This window comes from Mycobacterium bulgaricum (genome assembly GCF_041287165.2).
GTDB classification, from domain to species: Bacteria; Actinomycetota; Actinomycetes; order Mycobacteriales; family Mycobacteriaceae; genus Mycobacterium; species Mycobacterium bulgaricum.
The window spans coordinates 220,913-242,330 of sequence record NZ_JBGGKV020000001.1; the positions used below are offsets into that span (position 1 = coordinate 220,913).

Below are 21,418 nucleotides of genomic sequence, written 5' to 3' on the forward strand. Positions count from 1 at the left end.
TGTCACCTATTCCATTCCGCCCAACTCAGAGGAGACCGCGATGTCCGACCCGATCGACGCCGTGATGTTGTCCAACCTGCTCGACGTGTTCAACGAGCGCGAGGGCGCCGCCCGGCAGGCGGCCATCGCGAGGACCTACGCCGAGGACGTCAGGTGGACCGACGCCGAGGGCGTGGTCTCGGGGCGAGACGCTCTGGAGGCGAAATGTGTTGAGCTGCAGTCGAACCTGGGGGAAAGCCAATTCGTGTCGGCGGGCCCGGTGCACCAGCTTCCCGGATTCGGCTACCTGGCCTGGAGCCTGGTGGATCCGGCTTCGGGAAATGCGGTCATGACGGGTTTCGACGCAGCAGTCGTCCGCGATGGGGTGATCACCGACCTGTGGACTGTGCTCATCCCGCCGACGGAGTGACTCCCGCCGCGGTGGCGATGTGTCCCGCGACCACAGCGGCCACGCGTTCGGTGTCCGGATCGTCGGCGGGTTCGTAGCGATCGGCAGACGCGTCGTATCGGGCGCCCGCGATGTTGCCGTGGTCGGCGTCGAGTTCGAGGAACCGGACATCCCAGCCCGCCGCCGTCAGCGAGTCCGAGAACGAGCGGCTCGCCGCCACGGGAACGACGTCGTCGGCGCGGCCGTGAAGCAACGTGAACGGGCTCCTGGCACGCGCGTCGCCCAGACTGCCGGTGACGTCGGTCCCTGAGATCGGGTCGGGGACCATGAAAGCCCCTGCCAGACAGACAGTGTGGGCCAGCACGATGTCATGGTCGGCGGCGTGGACGGCCAGGCCGGCGGCGGCGACGCCGCCCAGTGACCAACCCACGAGGACCATTCCGTCCGGTGCGTCCGACCAGGACCGCGCGAACTCCACGGACCTCAGCAGATCCGACCGACCACGGTCGTCACTATGTGAATCCCAGTCGGGCACAGCAACACCGAGGCCCCGGTCGGCGAGCAGTGTCGCCAGCACTCGGACAGTGCTGCGGGCATCGGTCTGCGTGCCGTGCCACAGCAGCACGGTGGGATCAGACTGTGCGCCGTAGAGATCGATCGAGCGGCCCGGCGCGTATTCCATCAGCCGATGCCGGATTCGTCCGGCTGCTGTGCCGCCACCGGGGTGGTCAGGAAGTCGAGGAGCCCGGTGATGTTCAGGACGCGATCCAGGTACGCCGGGCGGTGGTCGAGATGCAGCCCTATCCCGCCCGCACAGGCGAGACGGTGGATTCGGACCAGCGCGGACAGGCCTGCGGAGTCGCAGAACTCGAGATCGGAGAAGTCCAGATGCAGGTTCTGGAGGCCGGGCTGGTCGGATGGCAGCTTCGAGACGGTCTCGACCAGCAGGCCGGCTGTTCCGTAGTCGAGATCGCCTGCGACGTGGACGCGGGCCGACTGGCTTGTCTTGTGAACGACGACTGTGAATTTCATGCGGTGAGGGGTTGGGTTGTAGGTGTTGTCGGACTGGTGATCGCAGCGTGCGCTGCGGCGAGGAGACGTTGTGTCCTCGGGAACTCCAGGAGTTGCCCGGCAAGGGAGTCCAGCGCCGGGATCAGTGATTCGGCCGGTACACCGCGCGCGGCGAGGATCTCGCCCGTCCAGCTGACGAACTGCGTGAACAACTCGTCGTCGTCGGTATAGAGGGCAGTGGCGAGGAAGTCCACGATGTGCGCGATGTCCTCGACGGTGCGCTGGCGCTGCTCGTCGCTGTAGCCGCGCATCGCCGGGTAGCGCTCGTCGAGTTCGCTCACGGTGGTTCGCACCAACTGCGCGGAATTGCCCCGCACCATCGTGTACTCCTGATCGGCCAGGTGCGGCAGATCGTCGATTGGTTGATGTGTGGCCGTGGATTGCACCGGCCGGACGCCCTCGCTCAGCAGATCGGCTGCCGCACGCGCATTCGCGGCCCACGCATCCGCGCCGAGCTTCCTGGCGAAGCGGCCGTCGTGGCCGAAGGCGGCACCGCCCACGAGGACCGCGACACCCGCTGCCTGGCACGCCGTGATCGCGGCGTGGGCGGTGGGCAGCCCGGTCGGGATGGAGCAGGACAGGGCCACCGCATCGGGGCCGTGCTGATGCAGGTGGGCGATGAGATGCGGGGTGGGGACCTGAGCGCCGAGGAAATCGACCTGCCACCCGCGCAGCCGCAGTACCTCGGCCAGCAGGCGTGCGGGCAGCGCATGCCATTCACCGTCCACGCAGGCGACGGTCACGCGCCCCGCGTCAGGCGACCGCCGGCAGTCAGGGTGGTGGGCCAGCGTGGCGATGACTCTGTCGTTGATCGCGGTGGCGGCATGTTCCTGCGCGACCGTGATCTTGTTCGCGGCCCACTCCGTTCCGACGCGGTGTTGGACGGGCGCGATCACGTCGAGCAGCACACACTCGGGGTCGATGCCTGATTCCAGCGCCGAGAGGACGGTGTTGGCCGCCGCGTACTCGTCTCCGTCGATCACGGCGGTCCAGAGCTGCTCCCGCGCGGTCGTGTAGTCGGTCACGCGGTGAACCTCCCGGCGGTGTGTCCGTCGACGGCACTGAGGTGCGTGCGGCGCGGGGCGGTGATGGCCATGACGGCGATGTCGTCGTGAGTCCGGTGGTTGACCCACTGACTGGTGAGCATCATGACCCGTTCGACGACGGCCTCGGCAGGCATTCCCGTGCACTCGGCCAGCGCTCGGCAGAGCCGCTCCTCGCCGAACATCTCGGTGCCCAGCGGGCCACCGCGGGCCTCGGTGACGCCGTCGGTGTAGAGCAGGCACGTTTCACCGGGGTAGAGCGTGGTCTCGGTCGTGCGGGCCCTGGTGTCGGGCATCACCCCGATGAGGGTGCCCTCGGTGTCGACCTCTTCGACCCGCCCGTCGTTGCGCACGATCAGCGGAGCCATATGGCCCGCGCTGGTCAGCCGCACCGCCACGTGGCCGTCCCGGCGGGACACCGAGGCCAGGACAAGCGTGGCGAACCGCGTGGACTCCGCCGAGATCAGAGCGCTGTTGAGCAGCTTGAGCACCTCGCCGTGGTTGCCGGCCAACGGTGCCAACGCCTGCAGGGTGTTACGGATCTTGCCGGTCAGCACCGCCGCTTCCAGACCCTTCCCGCAGACGTCGCCGAGGACGACGAGCGTCTCTCCGTCGGCTGTCTGGGTGGGGTGGACGTCGTAGAAATCGCCGCCGATGGCTTCGTGGTCTTCGGAGGCCCGGTATCCGCCGGCCAGCTCGATGCCGTCGAGCCGATGTAGCTGCGGAGGAAGCAGATCCCGCATCAGCGTGCGGGTGATCGCGGACTGTTCGGCGTAGAGCCGCGCTGCGGACAGCGCCGCACCGGCACGGGCGGCGAACAGCCGGGCGAAGATCTCCTCGCCGTCGCTGAACGCGGTCTCGGAGGTGCGTCGCAGCAGCACGAGCGCGCCGGCCGGGACACCGTGGCCGGGTAGCGGGGTGACGACGATCGAACCAACTTCTTCTGAAAAGTCTTGCGGAACAAGCCATTCAGGAACCGACGCCGGGTCGATCCAGCGGGACGGAACCGGCGGGAAGCCGCGCAGTGCCTCGCCGAGACCGGGCACGTCGGCGGGGTCGGCCTCGACCATGCGCTGTTGCGCGACCCCGTCGGGGCAGCAGCTCACGACCGGGATCAGGCCGAGGCTTGCATAGGGCGCCACCAGCACCGCGGCGTCGGCGATGTGCCGTGCCGCCATCTGGACCGTCGCTTCCATGCACCGGTCGATGTTCAGCGATGCCATCAGCACCGCGGACGCCTCGTCGAGAAACGCTGCACGCTCGCGCTCCAGGCTCAGTGCCTTTCGGGCTTCCCGGGCCGAATGATCCGGGTCGTCCATCAGCCACCAGGCCACTTCACCGTTGGGCAGCGGTGTCTGGTGCGCTGCCCGCTTGTCCTGGTTCGACAGCCATGGCGGGACGACGTCGTCAAGCGCGCTTCCCGGGCCGATGTCCGGCAGGATGGACCGGGCCGAGGCGCTCAACGCACGGACGAGTCCGTCGCGATCGACCACCAGCACCGGGTGCGGAACCGAGTCCCAGTCAGCGTCTGTTCGCGAGTCGACGTCGAGGGGTATGTTCTTCCCCATCGTTGCCTCCTCTTATAGACCGGACCAAGCCCGGCCGTTTATCGACCATATGCAGTCAGCACTCCCATGTCGACCTGCACGAAATGCCCGTAACACTTTCGGCCACGTCAAACTATGCGCTGTACAGGCTCAACTCAGCTGACGGGCTAACGGCAGCGTCATATTCAGCTCCGCCATCACCGCCCGAAGCCGCGTCGGGTAGTCGGTGATGAGTCCGTCGACTCCCGCCGCGATCTGTGCCCGCATCTCCGCTTCGTCGTTCACGGTCCACGGGATCACCCTCAGACCCCTGGCGTGGGCTCGTTCGACCAGCGCCGTATCCGACAGTGCATACGCGGGCGACAGGACGTCCGCGCCGACCATTGTCGCGGCCTCGACCGGGTCCTTGACGACGCCCGGGTCTATCCCGTCGAGCCACGGTGATCCCGGTGTGAACGTGGTGTCGTCCCAGAGAGCCACGAGCGGGATCGACGGTTCGGCGGCGCGCACCATGGGTAGCGTGCGCCAGTCGAAGCTCTGGATGTCCACCATGCCGGTCTTGCCGGCAGTGCGCACCGCGGCGAGGATGACGTCCACGAATTGCTGTGGAGGCGCAGACTTTCCGGGGTCGTCGGCTTCCACTTTGGTCTCGATGTTGAAGCGCACCGGCGCACCGTAGGAGTCGGCGAGAGCGAAGACTTCCGGCAGTGTCGCGATCCTGTTGTCCTTCACGACCTCCGCATCGGGGTAGGCCGCGAGCAGCTTGCCGCAATCGAGCATGCGCAACTGTTCGACCGTGAGCTGGTTGACCTGCTTGCCGACATACGGGAATTGGGGATCGGCGGGGAACGCGGGTGCGGTGTCGGAGCACTTGTCGGGCTGGATCACCGGGTCGTGCCACACCATGGGCTGCCCGTCTTCGGAGATGACGATGTCCAATTCCAGTGTGGAGACGCCGAGTTCGATCGCCTTGGCGAATGCCCGGAGAGATTCCTCGGTCGTCTCGCCGCGGCCTCCGCGGTGCGCCTGCAGATCGAACTCGCCCGGCTGCGCGGTGGCGACGGCGGGGACGGACAAGCCGACGAGGCAGGCGATGGAGCCGGCCAGCGTCGTCGCGGTGCGTGCGATACCCATGGGGCGCGACGCTAACAATGCAAGGTGAATTCGCCGTGTCGGTGGCAGCGAGTGAGTTGCGCCCGAGCGGGTAAGTGAGGTCCATGAACCACGACAACCGCGAGCCCAATCCCGACGAGAACGACACCGCCTCCGGATTGGAGGATGCGCCCGCCGCCAACCCGGCCTACGCCACGCCACCTCCCGAAGGCATTCCGGACGCCGACAACGACTGAGGCCGGCACGTAGGGTGTCGCCGTGGACACCGAGGAGTTCTGGCAGGTCGCCGACCGTCACCTGGTACGTTACGGTGCCGCGTTCGTCCCGCGAATCATCGAGCGCGCCAACGGAAGCTACGTCTACGACAGCGGCGGTAGGGCCATCCTGGACTTCACGTCCGGGCAGATGAGCGCCGTCCTCGGCCACGGGCATCCCGACGTCGTGACGACGGTGTCCGAGGCGGTCGCATCGCTGGACCACCTGTACAGCGGAATGCTCAGCCGTCCGGTCGTGGAACTGGCCAGGACCCTTGCGGAGACGCTTCCGCCGTCCCTGAGTCGGACGCTGTTGCTGACCACCGGGGCCGAGTCCAACGAGGCCGCGATCAAAATGGCCAAGCTGTACACCGGAAAGTACGAGATCGTCTCGTTCGACAGGTCCTGGCACGGGATGACTACCGGTGCCTCGTCGGTGACCTTCAGCGCGGGGCGTCGCGGCTACGGCCCGGCGATGCCGGGCAGCCTGATGCTGCCGACGCCGAACGCCTACAGATCAGCGTTCCGCCACGCCGACGGCAGCCACGATTGGGAGTCCGAACTCGCGTACGGGTTCGGGATGGTCGACGCGCAGTCCTCCGGAAGTCTGGCCGCCTGCCTGGTGGAACCGATCCTGTCCTCGGGTGGGATCATCGATCTTCCCGCCGGGTATCTACGACGGCTCAAGGAACTGTGTGTCGAGCGCGGCATGCTGCTGATCGTCGACGAGGCGCAGACCGGCATCGGACGCACCGGTCTGATGTACGCATTCGAGAGGGACGGCGTCGCGCCCGACCTGCTGACGCTGTCCAAGACGCTGGGCGCGGGCCTGCCGGTGGCGGCCGTGGTGACCAGCGAGGAGATCGAAACCACCTGTCACGACAGAGGTTTCCTGTTCTTCACCACCCACGTGTCCGATCCGCTCGGGGCGTCTGTGGCGTGCACGGTGCTCGCGGTCGTCGCAAGGGACGGCCTCGTCGCCAGGGCCGCGGCGCTGGGCGGGCAGTTGCGCGAGCGCCTCACCGACATGAAGGAGCGCTACGAGCAGGTGGGCGACGTGCGCGGCCGAGGCCTGCTTCAGGGACTTGAGCTTGTGTCCGACAAGACCACCAAGATGCCCGCCGATGCCCTCGGGGCGGAGGTGACCGCGACCTGCCTCGACCGCGGACTGCACATGAACATCGTCCAGCTCCCTGGGATGGGCGGCATCTTCCGCATCGCGCCGCCGCTGACGATCACCGAGACCGAACTGCATACCGGCCTCGACATCCTCGACGAGACCCTGAAGTCAGTTCTCGGCCGATGAGCCTCCTGGTCGCCGGCGATACCTGTTGGCGGGTCGAGCAGGCCGACAAGTTCGCTGTCATCGTCGACGGCGCGGATTATTTTCGCCACGTCAAGCAGGCGATGTTGCGCGCCAAGCGCCGAGTCATGCTGATTGGCTGGGATTTCGACATGAGGGTGACCTTCGAACGGGGTGGCAAGACCCTCGCGGGGCCCAATCAGTTGCGGGCATTTCTGTGGTTTCTCTTGCGGATGCGGCCAGACCTCGAGATCTATGTGCTGAAGTCGAACCTCAATCTGGTACCCGCGTTCCAGACCATCTGGAACGGCGTCACTCCCGTCGCCCTGCTGAACTTGCTCAGCAGCGACAGATTGTGGTTCGCCGTCGACGGAGCCCACCCGACAGGCGCCGTGCATCATCAAAAGATCATCGTCATCGACGACGTGTTGGGCTTCTGCGGTGGCATCGATCTGACGATCGACCGCTGGGACACACCGGAGCATTTGGATCGCAACAACATTCGCCGGACCCTGGGCCGCAGCTACGGGCCGCGTCACGAAGTGGCTGTCGTCGTCGACGGCGCCGCCGCACGGACGCTCGGGGAGCAGGCACGCACCCGCTGGCACACCGCGACGACGCAGTCGGTCGCGCCGATCGAGGACGGCGACCGTATCTGGCCCCACGGGCTGGAGCCCCACCTGCGGCAGATCGACGTGGGAATCGCCCGGACGGCACCGGCGCTGAAAGCGGGCAACGAGGTGCGCGAGGTCGAGGCGCTGAACCTGGCCGGAATCGCCGCGGCCAGGCGCACCATCTATCTGGAGAACCAGTACCTCGCATCGCGACGGCTGGCCACCGCGCTGGCCGAACGGCTTCAGGAACCCGACGGGCCGGAGATCGTCATCGTGCTGCCTCGCCGGTCGGAGAGCCGGCTGGAGCGCGAGTCGATGGACAGCGCCCGACACGATCTTCTCCAATTGTTGTGGAGCGCCGACGATCACAAGCGCTTCGGCGTCTACTGGCCGGTGACGGACGGGGGCACACCGGTGTATGTCCACTCGAAGGTCATGGTCATCGACGACTGCCTGCTACGCATCGGGTCATCGAACCTCAACAACCGCTCGATGGGCTTCGACAGCGAGTGTGACGTGGCGATCGAAGGTCACCCCGAGGTGATCACGGCTACCCGTAACGGTCTCGTGGGCGAGCATCTCGGTGTTACCGTCGAGGACTTCGGCGAAGCCGTGGATCGGCACGGCTCGTTCCTCGCCGCGGTGGAGGCCCTGCGCGGTGAGGGTCGAAGCCTCGTGGCGTTCACCGTCGAGGCGCTCGTGGACGAGGCCGGGCCGCTCGCCGAGAACGACCTGATGGACCCCGATCACGTCCCCCGTTCGTTCAGCAACACCGTGCAGCGACTTCTCGGCAGACTCACCGAATAAGAACACCACGGTTTCGCCCTGTGGCTTGACAGCGGCCGACCGGCGAAATCGTTTCTGGGCGTTGACGAATGGGCAAATTTGGTGCTGTGCAGCGACTGTAACAGGGGGCGTGCAAGCGTCGATACACTGGCGACCGCGCAACGTCGCTCAGCGAGCCTGGAATCTCCAGACCCCGAAGGATTGCATCTTGCCGCCCAACTCTCATGTCGGTCGCCGCTCTGCGCTCAAGTTGCCGGTGGTGGTCGCGGCAGGCATGGCGCTGACCAGCGTGCCCCGGGCGTCGGCCGAGCTGGGGCGGTGGTCGCCGGACCGCGCGCACCGCTGGCACCGGGCACAGGGTTGGCTCGTCGGCGCCAACTTCCTGCCCGCGAACGCCATCAATCAGCTGGAGATGTTCCAGCCGGGGACCTTCGATCTGCGCCGCATCGACACCGAACTGCGGATGGCAAAGTTCATCGGGCTCAACACCGTTCGCGTGTTCCTGCATGACCTGCTCTGGGTTCAGGACCGGCCGGGGTTTCAGCGCCGGCTGGCCAAGTTCGTCGATCTCGCGGCACACCACGGCATCAAGCCGCTGTTCGTCCTGTTCGACTCGTGCTGGGATCCGCATCCGCGGCTCGGCAAGCAGCGCGACCCGATCCCCGGCGTCCACAACTCGGGTTGGGTGCAGAGCCCGGGCGCCGATCATCTCGGTGATCCCGGCTACCGCCGCGTCATGAGGGACTACGTCACCGGGGTGCTCAGCCAATTCCGTCACGACAAGCGGGTGCTGGGATGGGATCTGTGGAACGAACCGGACAACCCCGCCGAGGTCTACAAGAACGTCGAGCGCAAGGACAAGATCGAGCGTGTGGGTGAACTGCTACCTCAGGTGTTCCAATGGGCCAGGTCGGTCGATCCGGTCCAGCCGCTGACCAGCGGTGTATGGGACGGGGTGTGGGGAGATCCGGCGCGCCGCAACGACATCAACCGCATGCAGCTGGATCTCTCCGACGTGATCAGTTTCCACAACTATGCCGATCCCAAGGGATTCAACGACCGGCTGGGGGAGCTGTTCCAGTTCGGCCGGCCGATGCTGTGCACCGAGTACATGGCCAGGACTCTGGGGAGCACGGTGGAGGCGATCCTGCCGATCATGAAGCGCCACAACATCGGCGCGTATACGTGGGGTTTCGTCGCGGGGAAGTCGCAGACCTATCTGCCGTGGGACTCCTGGAAGAAGCCGGTGACTGCACCGCAGCTGTGGTTCCACGACCTGCTGAACACCGACGGCAGCCCCTACCGACCGGGGGAGATCAACACGATCAAAGCCCTCACAGGTAAGGACCGGCCGAACTAGACGCGCGCGCCTACGAGTTTCGAGGGCCGGCACAACGCGGTGACGATCAAGCTCAGTGCGGCGGCGACGCCGAAGGCGGCATAGACGTTGACGAGGTCGGCGGTGCCACCGAGCACGGCAGCGGCGATCGGCCGGGAGCCGAGGAAGCCGACGAGCCACAGCGCCATGATGCGGCCCCGCAGTTCCGCAGGGGCACGTTCCTGCACGACTGTGGACAGGCCTGTCATCGCGATGCCGAAACCCAGGCCCGCCAACGCGAAACCGGTGAACGCCACCCACGATTGCATTCCGACGGCCAGCACGACGCTGCCTGATGTCAGTGCCGCCATGCCGATCGATGAGACGAACGCCGAGGCGATCCGTCCCCGCAGCAGCGCGAGCGCCCCCATGCCGACGGCCGCGCCCACACCGAACACCGCGGACAGTGTGCCGACCATGCTGGGGCCGCCGCCGAGTGCGTCGGCCATCGACGGAGCGAGCGTGATGGACGGGTCGGAGACGATGCCGACCGTCGTCACCGCGAGCAGCGCGAGGAGCAGCGGCCGGTCCTGCAGGACGTACCGGACGGCGACGCGCACACGGTAGTCGGTGCCGGGGAGCCGATCCGGCGGCGCGGGAAACCGGACTGCGACGAGGAAGAGCGCGAACACCAGGTGCAGCACGGCGCTGACCGCGAACGCTGTCGCCGGACCGATGTGCGCGGCCAGGTACGCACCCGTGGCGGGTCCGATGATCCGGCCGACCGTCATCGGGATGCTGTTGAGCGCCATCGCGGTGGCGAGCTCGCCGTCGCGGATCAGGTTCGGCACGATCGACTGCATCGCGGGCCCGCCGATGACGAAGCCGAAGCCGACGAGGGCGGTGCCGAGCAGGATGGGAATGGCCAACGACATGCCACCGGTGTCGAGCAGTCCGGGCCGGGCGAACATCCACACCGCGATCGAACCCGAACCGATCACGCAGAACACCCGGCCGAGAAGGATCTGTCTGGCGGGATTGCCCGCGTCGGCCCATTTGCCACTCGCCGGGCTCAGGATGAGCTGCGGCGCGAACTGCACCACACCGACCAGCCCCACCATGAGCGCGGAGCGGGTCGCGTCGTACATCACGATGGCGGCGACGATCCCGTGCGTCCACACCGCCACGACGGCGAACATCTTGCCCCAGAACAACGCACCGAAGACACGGTCGAACATCAACCCGAGCGCGTTGCGCGCCGCGAGTTGGGGGGCGGCGACTTCGGCGGTCATCGGGCCACCGTGCGTTCGAACCGTTCGGTCAGCCGATCCAGGAGCGCGACCAGGGTGTCGACGTCAGACTCCGGCCAGTCCGCCACTGTGTCGGCCACCAGGTCGCGGCGCCGATCGGTGACCGCGGCGAGTTCTTTGCGTCCTACGTCGGTCAGCACCAGGGCACACCGTCGCTGGTCGTCGTGCGCAAAGGACTTCGTCAGTAGACCGGCCGCGACGACTGCGGCGACGATGCGGCTCGCCGTCGAGTGCTCGACGGCCATGAACTCGGCGACGTCGCCGATCGAAGCTCCGCCGGTCTGCTGGCACTGCTCCACGGCGCGCAGCACGCGGAACGTCGACACGTTGGACACGGGACCGTCGGTGCCGAGTACGCGGTGCCGCCACTGGGGCCGCTGCCGCGCGACGTGAATACGGGTCAGCAGCTCATCGAGCTGGTCGTAACGGGACTGCGGCACCAAATATGCATAGCACATACATGTTTGTTGCCGAGAATCTGTCAGTCGCGGTCGTCGTCGGCGCGCGAGGACCCGTTGCCCTGCAACGTCCCACGCAGTCCCACCTCGACGTGGGCCATGGGTAGTCCAATCTCTTCGGTGACGGTTCAGCGGTGGGGGAGACGTGAGCGCGGTGGCGTCAGCGACGGCGACGGCTCCCGATCCTCTACCGGCGTTGCGCCCTTGAACAGTCGCATCGCGAACAGACCCGCCCCGATGAGCACGAGCGCAGGCAGCGCGAACACGGCGACCGTCAGGGCCATCGCGGTGGCCGATCCGCTCAGCGCGCCGGCGACGGCGAACAGCGCCAGCAGCCACGCGATGACGGAAACCGCCACAGTGAGGGTCAGTGCGATCGACAGGGCGCGAGCGACGCCGTAGAACGGGATGCCGGTGACGGCCAGAACGGCGAAGAGGGGAAGTGCGAAGAGCGCGATGCCCTGCACCAAGCCGTCGTCGGCGGAGAGCAGGCGGGCGGCCGGCATCACCAGCGCGACGGCCAGGGCCGCCGCGGCCAGCACGCCGCCCAGGGCGATTGCGCGTGCGTTGCGGTATTGCATGCTCATCGGGTGCCCGGCCCTCAGGACGCAAAACGTCCGCGGTTACATCACGTCGGCCTGGGTGCCGCGCCTCGCCAGCAGGGGCAGCGCAACCCACAGCATCATCCGGGTCTCACCGGAGGTCTCAGGTATGTGCCGGGGTGTTGGCGAACTGGTCGGTGATGGCCTGGCAGAACGCGTCCAGATCCTTCGGCGAGCGGCTGGTGATCAGGTTGCCGTCGATGCAGACCTGCTGGTCCACCACCGTCGCGCCGGCGTTCCGCAGATCGGTGCGCAGGCTCGGGTACGAGGTGAGTGTCCGGTCCCTGACGACGTCCGCCTCGACCAGTGCCCACGGGCCGTGACAGATCGCGGCCACCGGCTTGCCGGATTGCACGAACTGGCGCACGAAAGCCACCGCGCCCTCGTCGAGGCGGAGTTTGTCTCCGTTCACGGTGCCGCCGGGCAGCACGAGTGCGTCGTACTCTTCGACGCGCGCATCGCCGACGAGCCGGTCCACCGGAAACGTCCCGGCCGGCTCCAGATCGTGGTTGCGCGCGTCGATCTCGCCGTCCTTCACAGACAGCAGGTCGACCTGTCCGCCGGCCTCCTGCACCGCTGAGCGCGGCTGTTCGAGTTCGACTTTCTCGACGCCGTCGGCGGCGAGAAAGGCGATCCGTCGTCCGTTGAGTTCGTTGGGCATGTGCTGCTCCTCTCGTGTCGAAGCAGCATTACCCGCTGAAACCACGTCGAATCAGTCGGCCAGTGCCCTGCCGACGATCAGCGGGTCGGCCTTGCCGACCGCATCGTGGTCTTTGTCGTCATAGTCGAATTTGCCCAGCACGTAGCGCATCGCGTTGATCCTTGCCTGCTTCTTGTCGTTGCTCTTCACCACGATCCACGGGGCGATGTCGGTATCGGTGGCTGCGAACATGTCCTCCTTCGCCTGGGTGTAGGCGCACCACCGGTCGGCCGACTCCAGGTCCATCGGCGAGAACTTCCACTCGCGGACCGGGTCCACCAGCCGGATCGCAAAGCGTGTGCGTTGTTCCGCGGGTGACACCGAGCACCACAGCTTGGTGAGGTGAATGCCGTTCTCCACCAGCATCTGCTCGAAAAGCGGTGTGTGTCTCATGAATTCGGCGTACTCCGCGCGAGTGCAGAAGTTCATCACCCGCTCGACGCCCGCCCGGTTGTACCAGGACCGGTCGAACAGCACGATCTCGCCGGATGCGGGGAGGTGCCGCACGTAGCGTTGGAAGTACCACTGTGACTTCTCGCGGTCGGTGGGTTTGTCGAGCGCGACGACGCGGGCTTCGCGCGGGTTGAGGTGTTCCATGAAGCGGGCGATCGTGCCGCCCTTGCCTGCGGCGTCGCGGCCTTCGAACAGGATCAGATGCCGGGCGCCGGTGCGCTTGCTCCATTTCTGCAACTTCAGCAGCTCGATCTGGAGCCGACGTTTCTCCCGCTCGTACTCTGCGCGGCGCATCTTGGTGCCGTAGGGGTAGCCCTCCCGCCAGGTCTCCACGGGGGTGCCGTCTCTGTCGAGCAGCACCGGCTCGTCCTCGTCCCTGTCGTCGATCGTGAAGCCGTGTTCGTCGGTGGCCAGCTCCGCCAAACTGATCTCGCGCATGCCTGAGATTTCCCGCGTCCTCTAACGTCGAACCCATGACAGCTCAGTCCGACAACGACCGACTCGACAACGTTGCGCCCGGCGACCTCATTACGCTGGCTGTCCCCGGCCAAGGGGACGAGCCGCGGGAATATAAGGTGGTGCACACCGATTCCCGGGAGGACGAGACCGGTACGACGATGATCGTGACCCTCGAAGGGGACGGCGGCCAGACGTGCGATGTCGAGCTGCCGGGTGACACCGTGGTCGTTCGGACACTGGAATCCAAGTGGGAGTCGCCTCAGAGCCCGACCCCGCACGACGGTGGCTAGGGGCGATGGCCAGGTATGACGTCAACGAGTCCGCGGTCGAGTTCGTCCGCGGCCTCGTCGACTCGCGCCAGTACGTGCTCGACAGTGACTGGGGCGAGACGCAGCCCGACACGGCTGCGCAGAATGCCTATCTCGAATCGCACACCTGGCCCGAGTACGGACGCTGGTACCTCGGGTTGACCGAAGGGGCCGCCGACGAGACGAAGGGGCGGTACGCGTTCGTGTGCGGCGACTTTCGCCGAGTGCACCGCAGCGGGTTGATCGCCTGCGTGTACCGCGCGTCGCAATGGCGCCACAAGGCCGTCGAGCTGGCTGCGCACGACCTACTCCAGCGCCTGGACACGGCCGCCGGTATCGGCATCTGAACCAGCCGTCACATTTGCCGCCGTTTGACCAGCGAACTGCCGGGTACAGCAGGCCGATGAAGATCAGTCGAATCGTCGGTGCGGCCGGTGCCGCTGTCCTCGGAGCTTTCGCATCGGTCGTGGGCGTTGGCGCCCCGACGGCCTCCGCCCAGCAACCCTGCCCGGATGTCGAGGTCATCTTCGCGCGCGGCACGGGCGAGGCCCCCGGAGTCGGCGGCGTGGGACAGTCCTTCGTCGACGCGGTCCGTGCGCAAGCCGCGCCTCGCTCGGTCGGTGTGTACGCCGTGAACTACCCCGCGGGCAACAACTTCGATGATCGGGTCGTGTTCGCGCAGACGGTCATCGACGGCATCCGCGACGCGGGCAACCGCGTGCAGACGATGTCGGAGCTTTGCCCGAACACCCGCCTCGTCCTCGGCGGCTACTCGCAGGGCGCGGTGGTCTCGGGGTTCGTCACGTCGGACACGGTGCCGAGCTCCGTGCCTGCGGCGATCGCTCCGTCGCCCCTGGCCCCGGATGTGGCCGAACATGTTGCCGCTGTTGTTCTTTTCGGGGCACCTTCCGGGGCGTTCCTGTCGAGGTACGGCGCGCCGGCCATCACTATTGGTCCGCTGTACGCGGACAAGACAGAAGAACTGTGCGCGCCAGGCGACGGTATCTGCGACGGCAGCCCCGGTGGAGCCCCCGGCGTGGCGCACGCCCTCTACCCGGTGAACGGGATGACCAACGAGGGCGCGGCCTTCGCGGTGGGGCGGCTTTAGCCGCTCACCCGCCCGCCGGGACCGGGTAGCGGTCGTTGACGTCGGCGTTGGTGTCTTTGCGTGCACAGTGCGCGCAGCAGAACATGCCCTCGTCAGTCTCAATGCCGTGGCCGAGGATTCGGCATCCGCAGTGCCCGCACTCGGGTGCGAGCTGGACCGCCGCGCACTCGACGCTGTCGAAGGTCGCGGTTTTGCCGTCGTGCCACGTCACGGTGAAGGCTTTGTCGTAGTCGTTGCCACAGGTGTCACAGATGCTCATGCGGGCCGAATTCCCACACGTATCACAGGCAAACGTTTGGGGGGTCCTGAAGTGGGCATCAAGGATCCGTGACGAGCGCATATACCGACTTCGACGCCCCCGACATCGCGGTCGACGTCTATCCCCCGCAAGAGGATTCGCAACTGTTGATCGACGCCATGGTGCAGGCCGGCCTGGCGCCGGGTGCGCGGGTCGCCGACCTCTGTACCGGCAGCGGTGTCGTCGCCCTGGCTGCGGCGATGGCGGGGGCCAAGGAGGTCACCGCCTTCGACATCTGCCCGAAGGCGGTTCAACGAGCGCGGCAAGACGCCCTCGCCGTCGGCGCCCGGGTGGATGTCCATCGCGGGTCATGGGCTCGCGCAGTCGAATTCGGTCCGTTCGATGTGGTACTTGCCAACCCGCCCTATGTTCCCGTCGGTCCCGAAGACGACAGCGACGCCATCGCCGCGGAGGCAGGACCGTCGCAGGCCTGGAATGCCGGGCCTGACGGCCGGCTCGTTCTCGACCCGATGTGCGCGGCGGCGCCCCTTCTGCTGGAGGAAGGCGGCACGATGTTGATCGTGCATTCGGAGTGCTCGAATGTTCAGCACACGTTGAGCGCGCTGAGGGCGCAGGGCATGTCGGCGGAAGTCGTTGCCCAGCAGCTTATTCCATTCGGGCCCGTGATGACTGCGCGGGCGCCGTGGCTTATGCGGGCCGGCCTGCTGTCACCCGGCAGCCGCTGTGAGCGGATTATCGTCATCCGGGCGGACGCTCCGTGACAGACCAACCGCCCAGACTGGTCCGCGTCGTTCCCGGCGGACCGGTCATGGTGGAAGGTCCTGTGCGCGTAGAACTTCCGGATGGCAGCGCGGTCGAATCCGATCGCTTCATGGTCGCGGTCTGCGCCTGTCGGCGCTCGAAGACCTACCCGCTGTGCGACACGAGTCATCGCCGCAAAGAACGGGCCAACTGAGCGTTCTCGCTCAGTCCAGTGCTCGCCGCAGTGAGGGACGGCCGCTGCGCCAGCTCGCCATGAGGTGATCGGCCAGTCGGTTCTCGACCAGGTCGAACGCCCGGATCCCGAACACCACGTCGGCGTTGAGCTCCGGCTCACGGGCGACCAGGTCACCGACCACGTCCGTGCGCACCACCTGCTCGTGCACCGCGTCGGCCTCGACGTGCTCGTCGTAGAACGCCCGGCATTCCTCCGGCGCGCCGAAGCGTTCAAGGGCCTGCACCATTCGGCGTGATCCCGGAGGGGAGGTGACCTCGGTGGCGGCGAAATGGCCCACGGTCGCACCACGGTGGCGGCGGTGCAGCCCGAACAGCGACATCAGGTTGACGACCGCCAGCGATTCGGCCGGCACGTCGTTCAGATAGCCGAGGTAGGTGGTGTCCAGCTGCGCGGCCTCCATCAGGTCGGCGAACAGCTGCTGGTGCACACGGGCGCCTTTGCCCGCGCCGAACTCGTCGTATTCCACGGCGACGAACGAGGCCTTGGCCTGACCGGTGAGCCGCGGAATCGCCCATGCATGCGGGTCGCCCTCCTTGAGGTGGTAGAGCGAGCGGTGAGCGAAATACTCGCGCATCTGCTCCCACGTGCCCTCGTCGCGCAGGTAGTACGACGGGCCGTTGCCGTTGACGGGCTCCACGCACAGCTTTTCGAGCTCTTCGAGCGCGCTGACGTCGGCCTCGATGGGGCCGACAGCGGTCTGGATGTCATTGAGAAACAGCTCTTCGAGCTGCCCGCGCAAGTAGATCAGCCCGGCATTCCACTCCCAGGCGGAATCGACCCCGGCGAACCCGCGGTAGTGGAGTTCGTAGCAGACGTAGAGGGCCAGTTGCAGGTCGATGCCGGCCGGATCGGCGTCGGCGAGCGATGTCTCGACCTTCGCCAGATAGCGCAGCGGTGCGCGCTCGGCGAGCAGTTCGACGACGGACATCGAGATGGGACCACGAGGGTCGGGCAGAGTTGGTTGAACCAGCAACGGCATCACAGGGCCGTACGTACCCGCAGCCGGGTCGACCAAACCGAGTTGCGCTGTATGCGAAAGCTGGCCATTGGTACCCGTTGACGCGCGTCCCCTACACATATTGCCGCGTTTTTCACATCGGGCCGAGACCGCGATCGGGTCTGCCCGCAACGGGTAACCGACATGCAAGCGCGGAACGCGCTGACCGAAGAACGCCAAGTCTCCAACAAGGGGTGAAACGAGAAACATGGCTTCGAACACCACGATCGAAAACGCTGCGGTGACCGCCACGAAGGCGACGCTGATCGCCCAGCTGCGTACCGTACTGGACCTCACGCACACCGAGATCCAGGTCGCCGAGACCAGGGTCGCGCAGGCCCGAACCGAGGCGGTGCAGCGCGAGCTCACGCAGAATGCCGAGAACGCCCGGCTGCGCGCCGAGGCAATCGAGAAGGCCATTCGCGATCTGGGCGGCTTTCCCGACATCATCGGCCCGTTCCTGGGTCGCGCTGCGGCTGCGGTGAAGGCGCTGACCGAGCAGGCCGAACCGTTCGACGAGGCGCTCTTGGGCGACCTTGCCCTCGAAGGCCAGCTGCTGGACCGCTCGCGCTACGTCAAGGCTCTGGCCGTGTCGGCCAAGAAGGCCGAGGTCGAAGCGCTGGCGAGCCGCCTCATCACCGCGCACACCGCGACGGTCGAGTGGCTGACGACGGTCCTGGCCGAGGACGCCCTCGGTGGGCCCGCCGCGCTGAGGCGGACGCCGTTGCAGGCCGCCGCCGGACTGGCCGTCAAGTTCGCGAACCTGCCGTTCACATGGTCGACCCGTGGCGCGGAGCGCATCGCCGAGGCGCTGCGTTCGGTCCGTCCGAACATCGACGAGCTCGTCGAGCGCGGCTCGCGGACCGGTGAAGTGGCCTCCAAGGTGCTCACCGGTGCGCGCGACTCGGCGCTGCAGGCGGCCGAGCGCATCAGCCGCGAGCAGGGCGCCGAAGACGCCGCCGACGCGATCCACAAGGCTCGCGGCACCACCGGTGTCCTGGCGCCCGAGGAGCTGCCGATCGCCGATTACGACGATCTGAACGTCACTGACGCGGCCAACGCCGTCAAGGATCTCGAGGATCCCGCCGACATCCGCGTGATCGTGGCCTACGAGGAAGTGCACAAGAACCGCCAGCGCGTGGTCTCTGCGGCACAGACCCGACTCGCTGCCATTGCGCAGGAAGTCGTGGGCATCAACAACTAAGCAGTCACATCGACCGAGGCCGGCACGGAGAAATCCGTGTCGGCCTCGGCGTTTGCTTTCGGCCTCCGTGGGTACATCGCCGTCCGATGGGGCGGCACCCGCCGCCTGCCGCCGCAGGAGGCCACAATGTCGTCGCTTTTTGTGACACCGCTTTCCGTGAAACCGATTTCCGTGACACCGACGCACCAGTCACCGCTCAACCCGCTCGCGCGCGTAGCCGCCGTCCTGCGGGCGTGGGCCGCGCCGAAGACGCCCACTCCGCAGGAGTACTGGGGAAGTCCCGACACCTCGGTGGGCTGGTGGAAGGCCCTCTGATTCCTCGCTGACCGCCGTCCTACGCTCGAACGGTGACGATCAGCTACGACGACGAACTTCGCGATCGAATCCGCGAACGGCTGGGCGGGCATGACCGTCGTACGGTGACGGACCACACGAAGCGTCACGCCGCGGTTGCCGTGGTGCTCGTCGACTCACTTGTCGGGGAGGACCGCGTCGACCCGGCGCCGGTCGACGACTGGATCGCAGGCCGTCCCATGCCCGAGGACCTCGACGGGCGGATGGTGGATGTCTCCGGGGGAGCCGCATTCCTTCTGTGCCGCAGGGCATCTCGGTTGTCATCGCACGCGGCGCAGTGGGCGCTGCCGGGTGGGCGCCTCGATCCCGGCGAGACCGTCGTCGAGGCCGCACTGCGCGAACTCGACGAGGAAGTGGGGGTCCGGCTCCCCGAATCGTCTGTGCTCGGCCTGCTGGACGACTACCCGACCCGCAGCGGCTATGTCATCTCCCCCGTGGTGGTTTGGGGTGCGGGCCGCCTCGACCTGCGACCCGCTCCCGATGAGGTGGTCGCGGTCTACCGGGTGGGGCTACACCAACTGCTGCGGGAGGACTCGCCCCGGTTCATCGACATCCCCGAGAGCCCTCGGCCGGTGGTGCAGATCCCGCTCGGCAACGACCTGATCCATGCACCCACCGGTGCGGTGCTGTTGCAGTTGAGGTGGCTGGGCCTGGAGGGGCGCAGCGATCCGGTCGACGGCCTTGAGCAGCCGGTTTTCGCGTGGAAATGACACTCTCGACGGGATAGCCGTTTTCCGCCGCGCCGGTCTGGGTAGATGACACTCGTGACTGCGACCCAGCATTGCGGACGGCACCGGCAAACACGCCGGCGCGACCACCTCGGGCGTCGTCTCACCACGGTGTCGATGCTTGGTGCGGCGGGCGCGGCGGGCTGGTTCCTGACCGTACAGATCGTCGGACCCGCTCCGGCGCAGCCCGTGCCCTCGGCGCCGCAGGCGGTCGCCGGCGCGCCGGCCCATGAGCAGATCCACCGTGAGGGGCAGGTGACCGCGGCGACGGGAGATACGTTCACCACCACCACCCCCGACGGGCAGACCACCACCTTCCGCATCACACCTGACACTGCGCAGATCGCCGCACCCGCGGTGAAACGGCATGTGGTGGTGGTAGGTGTGATGCATGACGGTGTCGCGGTCGCCACGGCCATCGCCGATCCGAACGCTATCGGACCGAGCGGCCCGCCCATGGATTACGGCCTGCCCACATAGTTCGGTGGACCACGCCAACCTCAATGGCATGGCCGTCAGTGCCACGCTGCACTGCCTCACCGGTTGCGCAATCGGAGAGATTCTCGGCTTGATCACCGGCACCGCCCTGGGGCTGGGCAACATCGCCACCATCGCGCTCAGCGTCGGACTGGCCTTCTTCTTCGGCTACACCCTGTCCACGCTGCCGCTGTTGAAGGCGGGCCTCGCGCTGGGGTCGGCCTTGAGCCTCGTCCTGGCCGCCGACACATTGTCGATCGCGACGATGGAGATCGTCGACAACGCCGTCATGGCCGCCATCCCCGGCGCGATGAATGCCGGCCTGGTGAACCCGGTGTTCTGGATCGGCATGATGATCGCCCTGACTGCAGCCTTCTTCGCCGCATACCCCGTCAATCGCTTTCTGCTGCAACGCGGAAAGGGACACGCGCTCACCCACCATCACCACGGCGCTCATGAGGGGGTGACGGGCGCGCGCAGATATATTCCGTCGTTGAGCACACCCGCGCTGATCGCGGCGATCGCCGCTTTCATGGCGGGTGGCCTGGTGGTGTCGACAGCTGCTCAGCTGAATGACGGTGTGGCACGCCACTCGTCGAGTGCAGTCGCCAATCCCTGGGCCAGCAACGGCAATTGAGGAATCAACGTCAGGCAACCCACGAACTGGAGTCGTCTGGCGTAGTCCATCACCCGCAGTACCTCGCGGTCGACGGCGCGAAGGGCCAATTGGCTTGCGGTGCTTTCGTACTGGTCGATTGCGGCGGTGCCCAGCATCGCCAGATCCCACTCGATGGGACCGCGGCTGACGTCCTCGAAATCAGAGAATCGAATACCGGATTTGGTACGGATCACGTTGTGGGACGGACCATCTCCTTGAATCGGCTGTACCGAGGCGTCCGGGAACGTCCTGGCGAACGTCTCCGCATCCGCAAGGATCCGCCGCAGGGCTTCGTATTCGCCTCGTGCACGGTCGATGTCACCTGCGGTGAGCACCTCGACGCCGTCGAGTTCGGTGAGCATGTCGGGAAGGCCGTCGTTGAACGGAGCCAGGAACGGTAGCTCACCTGGGTATCGGGCCAGCGCGGCGTGCAACTGTGCGGCATACGACACGTCGACGCCGTGATAGGCCTGGTGGTCGTCGGCGACATCGGCCAACTCCCAGAACGTCATCGGAAATCCGTCCCGTCGCACGGGATATCGGGGAACCAACGGTGACGGTGGAACCACCGGCACACCCTGGGCGTCAAGCCAGGCGACCACGTCGAGTTCGCGTTGTTGCCGAGCGGCCTGTCGTTCCGGGAGCACACTCGCGGTCAGCACCACCGGGATGCGGGCCACCACCGGTTGCGGCTCCAGATGCACGACGACCGAGAAGACGTCGTGCAGTACTGTGCCGCGTTCGACCCTGAGGCCGAGCGCGCGGCCGGCCTCGACGGCGGCCGTGACCGCCCGGCGGGTTCTGCCCTGCGGCATCAGACCGACCCGAGGTGCACGGTATTCACGACGCCCACTTCCAGTGCCAAACGACAACTTTCCGCCGCCAGCATCCCCTGGGCCGGGGATTCGC

The 21,418-nt window shown here is 66.9% G+C and carries 28 protein-coding genes; 15 read left to right on the forward strand and 13 right to left on the reverse strand.

Annotated features, from left to right (window positions below):
• The first annotated feature begins 40 nt into the window (after positions 1-40).
• Entirely contained in the window at positions 41-409 is a 369-nt protein-coding gene (locus ACAG24_RS01080) for a nuclear transport factor 2 family protein (RefSeq protein WP_370470852.1), read from the forward strand.
• On the opposite strand, the gene ACAG24_RS01085 is transcribed toward ACAG24_RS01080, so the two are convergent.
• The 5 genes from ACAG24_RS01085 to ACAG24_RS01105 all read right to left on the reverse strand — a co-directional run bounded on the left by ACAG24_RS01085 (position 390) and on the right by ACAG24_RS01105 (position 5,183).
• A complete protein-coding gene (locus ACAG24_RS01085; RefSeq protein WP_370470853.1) occupies positions 390-1,070 on the reverse strand; it encodes an alpha/beta hydrolase in 681 nt (226 codons plus the stop codon). The two genes, ACAG24_RS01080 and ACAG24_RS01085, sit on opposite strands and share 20 nt — an antisense overlap.
• Positions 1,070-1,420, reverse strand: a complete 351-nt coding sequence (locus ACAG24_RS01090) for an STAS domain-containing protein (protein ID WP_370470854.1) — start codon at positions 1,418-1,420, stop codon at positions 1,070-1,072. The genes ACAG24_RS01085 and ACAG24_RS01090 overlap by 1 nt, the downstream gene beginning before the upstream one ends.
• Positions 1,417-2,484, reverse strand: a complete 1,068-nt coding sequence (locus tag ACAG24_RS01095; protein WP_370470855.1) for a cobalamin B12-binding domain-containing protein — start codon at positions 2,482-2,484, stop codon at positions 1,417-1,419. The genes ACAG24_RS01090 and ACAG24_RS01095 overlap by 4 nt, the downstream gene beginning before the upstream one ends.
• Positions 2,481-4,070: a PP2C family protein-serine/threonine phosphatase gene (locus ACAG24_RS01100; RefSeq protein WP_370470856.1), complete on the reverse strand. Its 1,590-nt coding sequence runs from the start codon at positions 4,068-4,070 to the stop codon at positions 2,481-2,483. The genes ACAG24_RS01095 and ACAG24_RS01100 overlap by 4 nt, the downstream gene beginning before the upstream one ends.
• Positions 4,071-4,199: 129 nt before the next feature.
• On the reverse strand, positions 4,200-5,183 hold the full coding sequence (locus ACAG24_RS01105; RefSeq protein ID WP_370470857.1) for a glycerophosphodiester phosphodiesterase: 984 nt from the start codon (positions 5,181-5,183) through the stop codon (positions 4,200-4,202).
• 83 nt (positions 5,184-5,266) lie between these two features.
• Between ACAG24_RS01105 and ACAG24_RS01110 the strand changes: the two genes are divergently transcribed.
• The 4 genes from ACAG24_RS01110 to ACAG24_RS01125 all read left to right on the forward strand — a co-directional run bounded on the left by ACAG24_RS01110 (position 5,267) and on the right by ACAG24_RS01125 (position 9,479).
• Complete coding sequence (locus tag ACAG24_RS01110) at positions 5,267-5,398, forward strand: hypothetical protein (RefSeq protein WP_370470858.1); 132 nt, start codon at positions 5,267-5,269, stop codon at positions 5,396-5,398.
• A gap of 22 nt (positions 5,399-5,420) precedes the next feature.
• Positions 5,421-6,722, forward strand: coding sequence for an aspartate aminotransferase family protein (locus ACAG24_RS01115; RefSeq protein WP_370470859.1), 1,302 nt, complete (start codon positions 5,421-5,423; stop codon positions 6,720-6,722).
• A complete protein-coding gene (locus ACAG24_RS01120) occupies positions 6,719-8,140 on the forward strand; it encodes a phospholipase D-like domain-containing protein (protein WP_370470860.1) in 1,422 nt (473 codons plus the stop codon). Before ACAG24_RS01115 ends, ACAG24_RS01120 begins: the two co-directional genes overlap by 4 nt.
• Before the next feature lie 253 nt (positions 8,141-8,393).
• Positions 8,394-9,479 carry a glycoside hydrolase 5 family protein gene (locus tag ACAG24_RS01125; protein ID WP_370471745.1) on the forward strand — a complete coding sequence of 362 codons (1,086 nt, stop codon included), beginning with the start codon at positions 8,394-8,396 and terminating at the stop codon, positions 9,477-9,479.
• Here ACAG24_RS01125 and ACAG24_RS01130 read toward each other — a convergent pair.
• The 5 genes from ACAG24_RS01130 to ppk2 all read right to left on the reverse strand — a co-directional run bounded on the left by ACAG24_RS01130 (position 9,476) and on the right by ppk2 (position 13,398).
• The gene (locus ACAG24_RS01130) at positions 9,476-10,729 is read right to left on the reverse strand and encodes an MFS transporter (RefSeq protein ID WP_370470861.1); all 1,254 of its coding nucleotides are present in this window, start codon (positions 10,727-10,729) and stop codon (positions 9,476-9,478) included. The genes ACAG24_RS01125 and ACAG24_RS01130 overlap by 4 nt on opposite strands.
• On the reverse strand, positions 10,726-11,205 hold the full coding sequence (locus ACAG24_RS01135) for a MarR family winged helix-turn-helix transcriptional regulator (RefSeq protein WP_370470862.1): 480 nt from the start codon (positions 11,203-11,205) through the stop codon (positions 10,726-10,728). The genes ACAG24_RS01130 and ACAG24_RS01135 overlap by 4 nt, the downstream gene beginning before the upstream one ends.
• Positions 11,206-11,333: 128 nt before the next feature.
• The gene (locus ACAG24_RS01140; RefSeq protein ID WP_370470863.1) at positions 11,334-11,792 is read right to left on the reverse strand and encodes a hypothetical protein; all 459 of its coding nucleotides are present in this window, start codon (positions 11,790-11,792) and stop codon (positions 11,334-11,336) included.
• Between the two features lie 118 nt (positions 11,793-11,910).
• Positions 11,911-12,468 (reverse strand): type 1 glutamine amidotransferase domain-containing protein, encoded by a 558-nt coding sequence (locus ACAG24_RS01145; protein WP_370470864.1) that lies wholly within the window; start codon positions 12,466-12,468, stop codon positions 11,911-11,913.
• Between the two features lie 51 nt (positions 12,469-12,519).
• Positions 12,520-13,398, reverse strand: a complete 879-nt coding sequence (gene ppk2 / locus ACAG24_RS01150; RefSeq protein ID WP_370470865.1) for a polyphosphate kinase 2 — start codon at positions 13,396-13,398, stop codon at positions 12,520-12,522.
• Positions 13,399-13,433: 35 nt separating this feature from the next.
• Between ppk2 and ACAG24_RS01155 the strand changes: the two genes are divergently transcribed.
• Genes ACAG24_RS01155 through ACAG24_RS01165 form a run of 3 tightly spaced genes read left to right on the forward strand, consistent with a single transcriptional unit; the run spans position 13,434 to position 14,835 of the window.
• Positions 13,434-13,709 carry a hypothetical protein gene (locus ACAG24_RS01155; RefSeq protein WP_370470866.1) on the forward strand — a complete coding sequence of 92 codons (276 nt, stop codon included), beginning with the start codon at positions 13,434-13,436 and terminating at the stop codon, positions 13,707-13,709.
• A 5-nt stretch (positions 13,710-13,714) separates the two neighbouring features.
• The gene (locus ACAG24_RS01160) at positions 13,715-14,074 is read left to right on the forward strand and encodes a hypothetical protein (RefSeq protein ID WP_370470867.1); all 360 of its coding nucleotides are present in this window, start codon (positions 13,715-13,717) and stop codon (positions 14,072-14,074) included.
• A 56-nt stretch (positions 14,075-14,130) separates the two neighbouring features.
• Entirely contained in the window at positions 14,131-14,835 is a 705-nt protein-coding gene (locus ACAG24_RS01165; RefSeq protein WP_370470868.1) for a cutinase family protein, read from the forward strand.
• A 4-nt stretch (positions 14,836-14,839) separates the two neighbouring features.
• On the opposite strand, the gene ACAG24_RS01170 is transcribed toward ACAG24_RS01165, so the two are convergent.
• A complete protein-coding gene (locus ACAG24_RS01170) occupies positions 14,840-15,094 on the reverse strand; it encodes a metallothionein (RefSeq protein ID WP_370470869.1) in 255 nt (84 codons plus the stop codon).
• Between the two features lie 68 nt (positions 15,095-15,162).
• Here ACAG24_RS01170 and ACAG24_RS01175 point away from each other — a divergent pair, with 68 nt between their 5' ends.
• Complete coding sequence (locus ACAG24_RS01175) at positions 15,163-15,855, forward strand: HemK2/MTQ2 family protein methyltransferase (RefSeq protein WP_370470870.1); 693 nt, start codon at positions 15,163-15,165, stop codon at positions 15,853-15,855.
• The gene (locus ACAG24_RS01180) at positions 15,852-16,049 is read left to right on the forward strand and encodes a CDGSH iron-sulfur domain-containing protein (protein ID WP_370470871.1); all 198 of its coding nucleotides are present in this window, start codon (positions 15,852-15,854) and stop codon (positions 16,047-16,049) included. The genes ACAG24_RS01175 and ACAG24_RS01180 overlap by 4 nt, the downstream gene beginning before the upstream one ends.
• A gap of 10 nt (positions 16,050-16,059) precedes the next feature.
• On the opposite strand, the gene ACAG24_RS01185 is transcribed toward ACAG24_RS01180, so the two are convergent.
• The gene (locus ACAG24_RS01185) at positions 16,060-17,070 is read right to left on the reverse strand and encodes an iron-containing redox enzyme family protein (protein ID WP_370470872.1); all 1,011 of its coding nucleotides are present in this window, start codon (positions 17,068-17,070) and stop codon (positions 16,060-16,062) included.
• A gap of 226 nt (positions 17,071-17,296) precedes the next feature.
• On the opposite strand from ACAG24_RS01185, the gene ACAG24_RS01190 reads away from it, so the two are divergent.
• The 5 genes from ACAG24_RS01190 to ACAG24_RS01210 all read left to right on the forward strand — a co-directional run bounded on the left by ACAG24_RS01190 (position 17,297) and on the right by ACAG24_RS01210 (position 20,488).
• On the forward strand, positions 17,297-18,292 hold the full coding sequence (locus tag ACAG24_RS01190; RefSeq protein WP_370470873.1) for a ferritin-like domain-containing protein: 996 nt from the start codon (positions 17,297-17,299) through the stop codon (positions 18,290-18,292).
• Positions 18,293-18,448: 156 nt separating this feature from the next.
• The gene (locus tag ACAG24_RS01195) at positions 18,449-18,607 is read left to right on the forward strand and encodes a hypothetical protein (protein WP_370470874.1); all 159 of its coding nucleotides are present in this window, start codon (positions 18,449-18,451) and stop codon (positions 18,605-18,607) included.
• A 32-nt stretch (positions 18,608-18,639) separates the two neighbouring features.
• Positions 18,640-19,356: an NUDIX hydrolase gene (locus ACAG24_RS01200; protein ID WP_370470875.1), complete on the forward strand. Its 717-nt coding sequence runs from the start codon at positions 18,640-18,642 to the stop codon at positions 19,354-19,356.
• A 45-nt stretch (positions 19,357-19,401) separates the two neighbouring features.
• Positions 19,402-19,854 carry a hypothetical protein gene (locus ACAG24_RS01205; protein WP_370470876.1) on the forward strand — a complete coding sequence of 151 codons (453 nt, stop codon included), beginning with the start codon at positions 19,402-19,404 and terminating at the stop codon, positions 19,852-19,854.
• Between the two features lie 28 nt (positions 19,855-19,882).
• Entirely contained in the window at positions 19,883-20,488 is a 606-nt protein-coding gene (locus tag ACAG24_RS01210; protein ID WP_370470877.1) for a DUF4396 domain-containing protein, read from the forward strand.
• Here ACAG24_RS01210 and ACAG24_RS01215 read toward each other — a convergent pair.
• On the reverse strand, positions 20,416-21,324 hold the full coding sequence (locus ACAG24_RS01215; protein WP_370470878.1) for a phosphotransferase family protein: 909 nt from the start codon (positions 21,322-21,324) through the stop codon (positions 20,416-20,418). The two genes, ACAG24_RS01210 and ACAG24_RS01215, sit on opposite strands and share 73 nt — an antisense overlap.
• Positions 21,325-21,418: the final 94 nt, after the last annotated feature.

Coding starts and splice junctions, on each gene's coding strand:
- ACAG24_RS01080 (WP_370470852.1), top strand. CDS start 41: ATGTCCGACCCGATCGACGCCGTGATGTTGTCCAACCTGCTCGACGTG.
- ACAG24_RS01085 (WP_370470853.1), bottom strand. CDS start 1,070: ATGGAATACGCGCCGGGCCGCTCGATCGATCTCTACGGCGCACAGTCT.
- ACAG24_RS01090 (WP_370470854.1), bottom strand. CDS start 1,420: ATGAAATTCACAGTCGTCGTTCACAAGACAAGCCAGTCGGCCCGCGTC.
- ACAG24_RS01100 (WP_370470856.1), bottom strand. CDS start 4,070: ATGGGGAAGAACATACCCCTCGACGTCGACTCGCGAACAGACGCTGAC.
- ACAG24_RS01105 (WP_370470857.1), bottom strand. CDS start 5,183: ATGGGTATCGCACGCACCGCGACGACGCTGGCCGGCTCCATCGCCTGC.
- ACAG24_RS01110 (WP_370470858.1), top strand. CDS start 5,267: ATGAACCACGACAACCGCGAGCCCAATCCCGACGAGAACGACACCGCC.
- ACAG24_RS01120 (WP_370470860.1), top strand. CDS start 6,719: ATGAGCCTCCTGGTCGCCGGCGATACCTGTTGGCGGGTCGAGCAGGCC.
- ACAG24_RS01125 (WP_370471745.1), top strand. CDS start 8,394: ATGGCGCTGACCAGCGTGCCCCGGGCGTCGGCCGAGCTGGGGCGGTGG.
- ACAG24_RS01130 (WP_370470861.1), bottom strand. CDS start 10,729: ATGACCGCCGAAGTCGCCGCCCCCCAACTCGCGGCGCGCAACGCGCTC.
- ACAG24_RS01135 (WP_370470862.1), bottom strand. CDS start 11,205: ATGTGCTATGCATATTTGGTGCCGCAGTCCCGTTACGACCAGCTCGAT.
- ACAG24_RS01140 (WP_370470863.1), bottom strand. CDS start 11,792: ATGAGCATGCAATACCGCAACGCACGCGCAATCGCCCTGGGCGGCGTG.
- ACAG24_RS01145 (WP_370470864.1), bottom strand. CDS start 12,468: ATGCCCAACGAACTCAACGGACGACGGATCGCCTTTCTCGCCGCCGAC.
- ppk2 (WP_370470865.1), bottom strand. CDS start 13,398: ATGCGCGAGATCAGTTTGGCGGAGCTGGCCACCGACGAACACGGCTTC.
- ACAG24_RS01155 (WP_370470866.1), top strand. CDS start 13,434: ATGACAGCTCAGTCCGACAACGACCGACTCGACAACGTTGCGCCCGGC.
- ACAG24_RS01160 (WP_370470867.1), top strand. CDS start 13,715: ATGGCCAGGTATGACGTCAACGAGTCCGCGGTCGAGTTCGTCCGCGGC.
- ACAG24_RS01165 (WP_370470868.1), top strand. CDS start 14,131: ATGAAGATCAGTCGAATCGTCGGTGCGGCCGGTGCCGCTGTCCTCGGA.
- ACAG24_RS01170 (WP_370470869.1), bottom strand. CDS start 15,094: ATGAGCATCTGTGACACCTGTGGCAACGACTACGACAAAGCCTTCACC.
- ACAG24_RS01185 (WP_370470872.1), bottom strand. CDS start 17,070: ATGCCGTTGCTGGTTCAACCAACTCTGCCCGACCCTCGTGGTCCCATC.
- ACAG24_RS01190 (WP_370470873.1), top strand. CDS start 17,297: ATGGCTTCGAACACCACGATCGAAAACGCTGCGGTGACCGCCACGAAG.
- ACAG24_RS01205 (WP_370470876.1), top strand. CDS start 19,402: ATGACACTCGTGACTGCGACCCAGCATTGCGGACGGCACCGGCAAACA.
- ACAG24_RS01210 (WP_370470877.1), top strand. CDS start 19,883: ATGGCCGTCAGTGCCACGCTGCACTGCCTCACCGGTTGCGCAATCGGA.
- ACAG24_RS01215 (WP_370470878.1), bottom strand. CDS start 21,324: ATGCCGCAGGGCAGAACCCGCCGGGCGGTCACGGCCGCCGTCGAGGCC.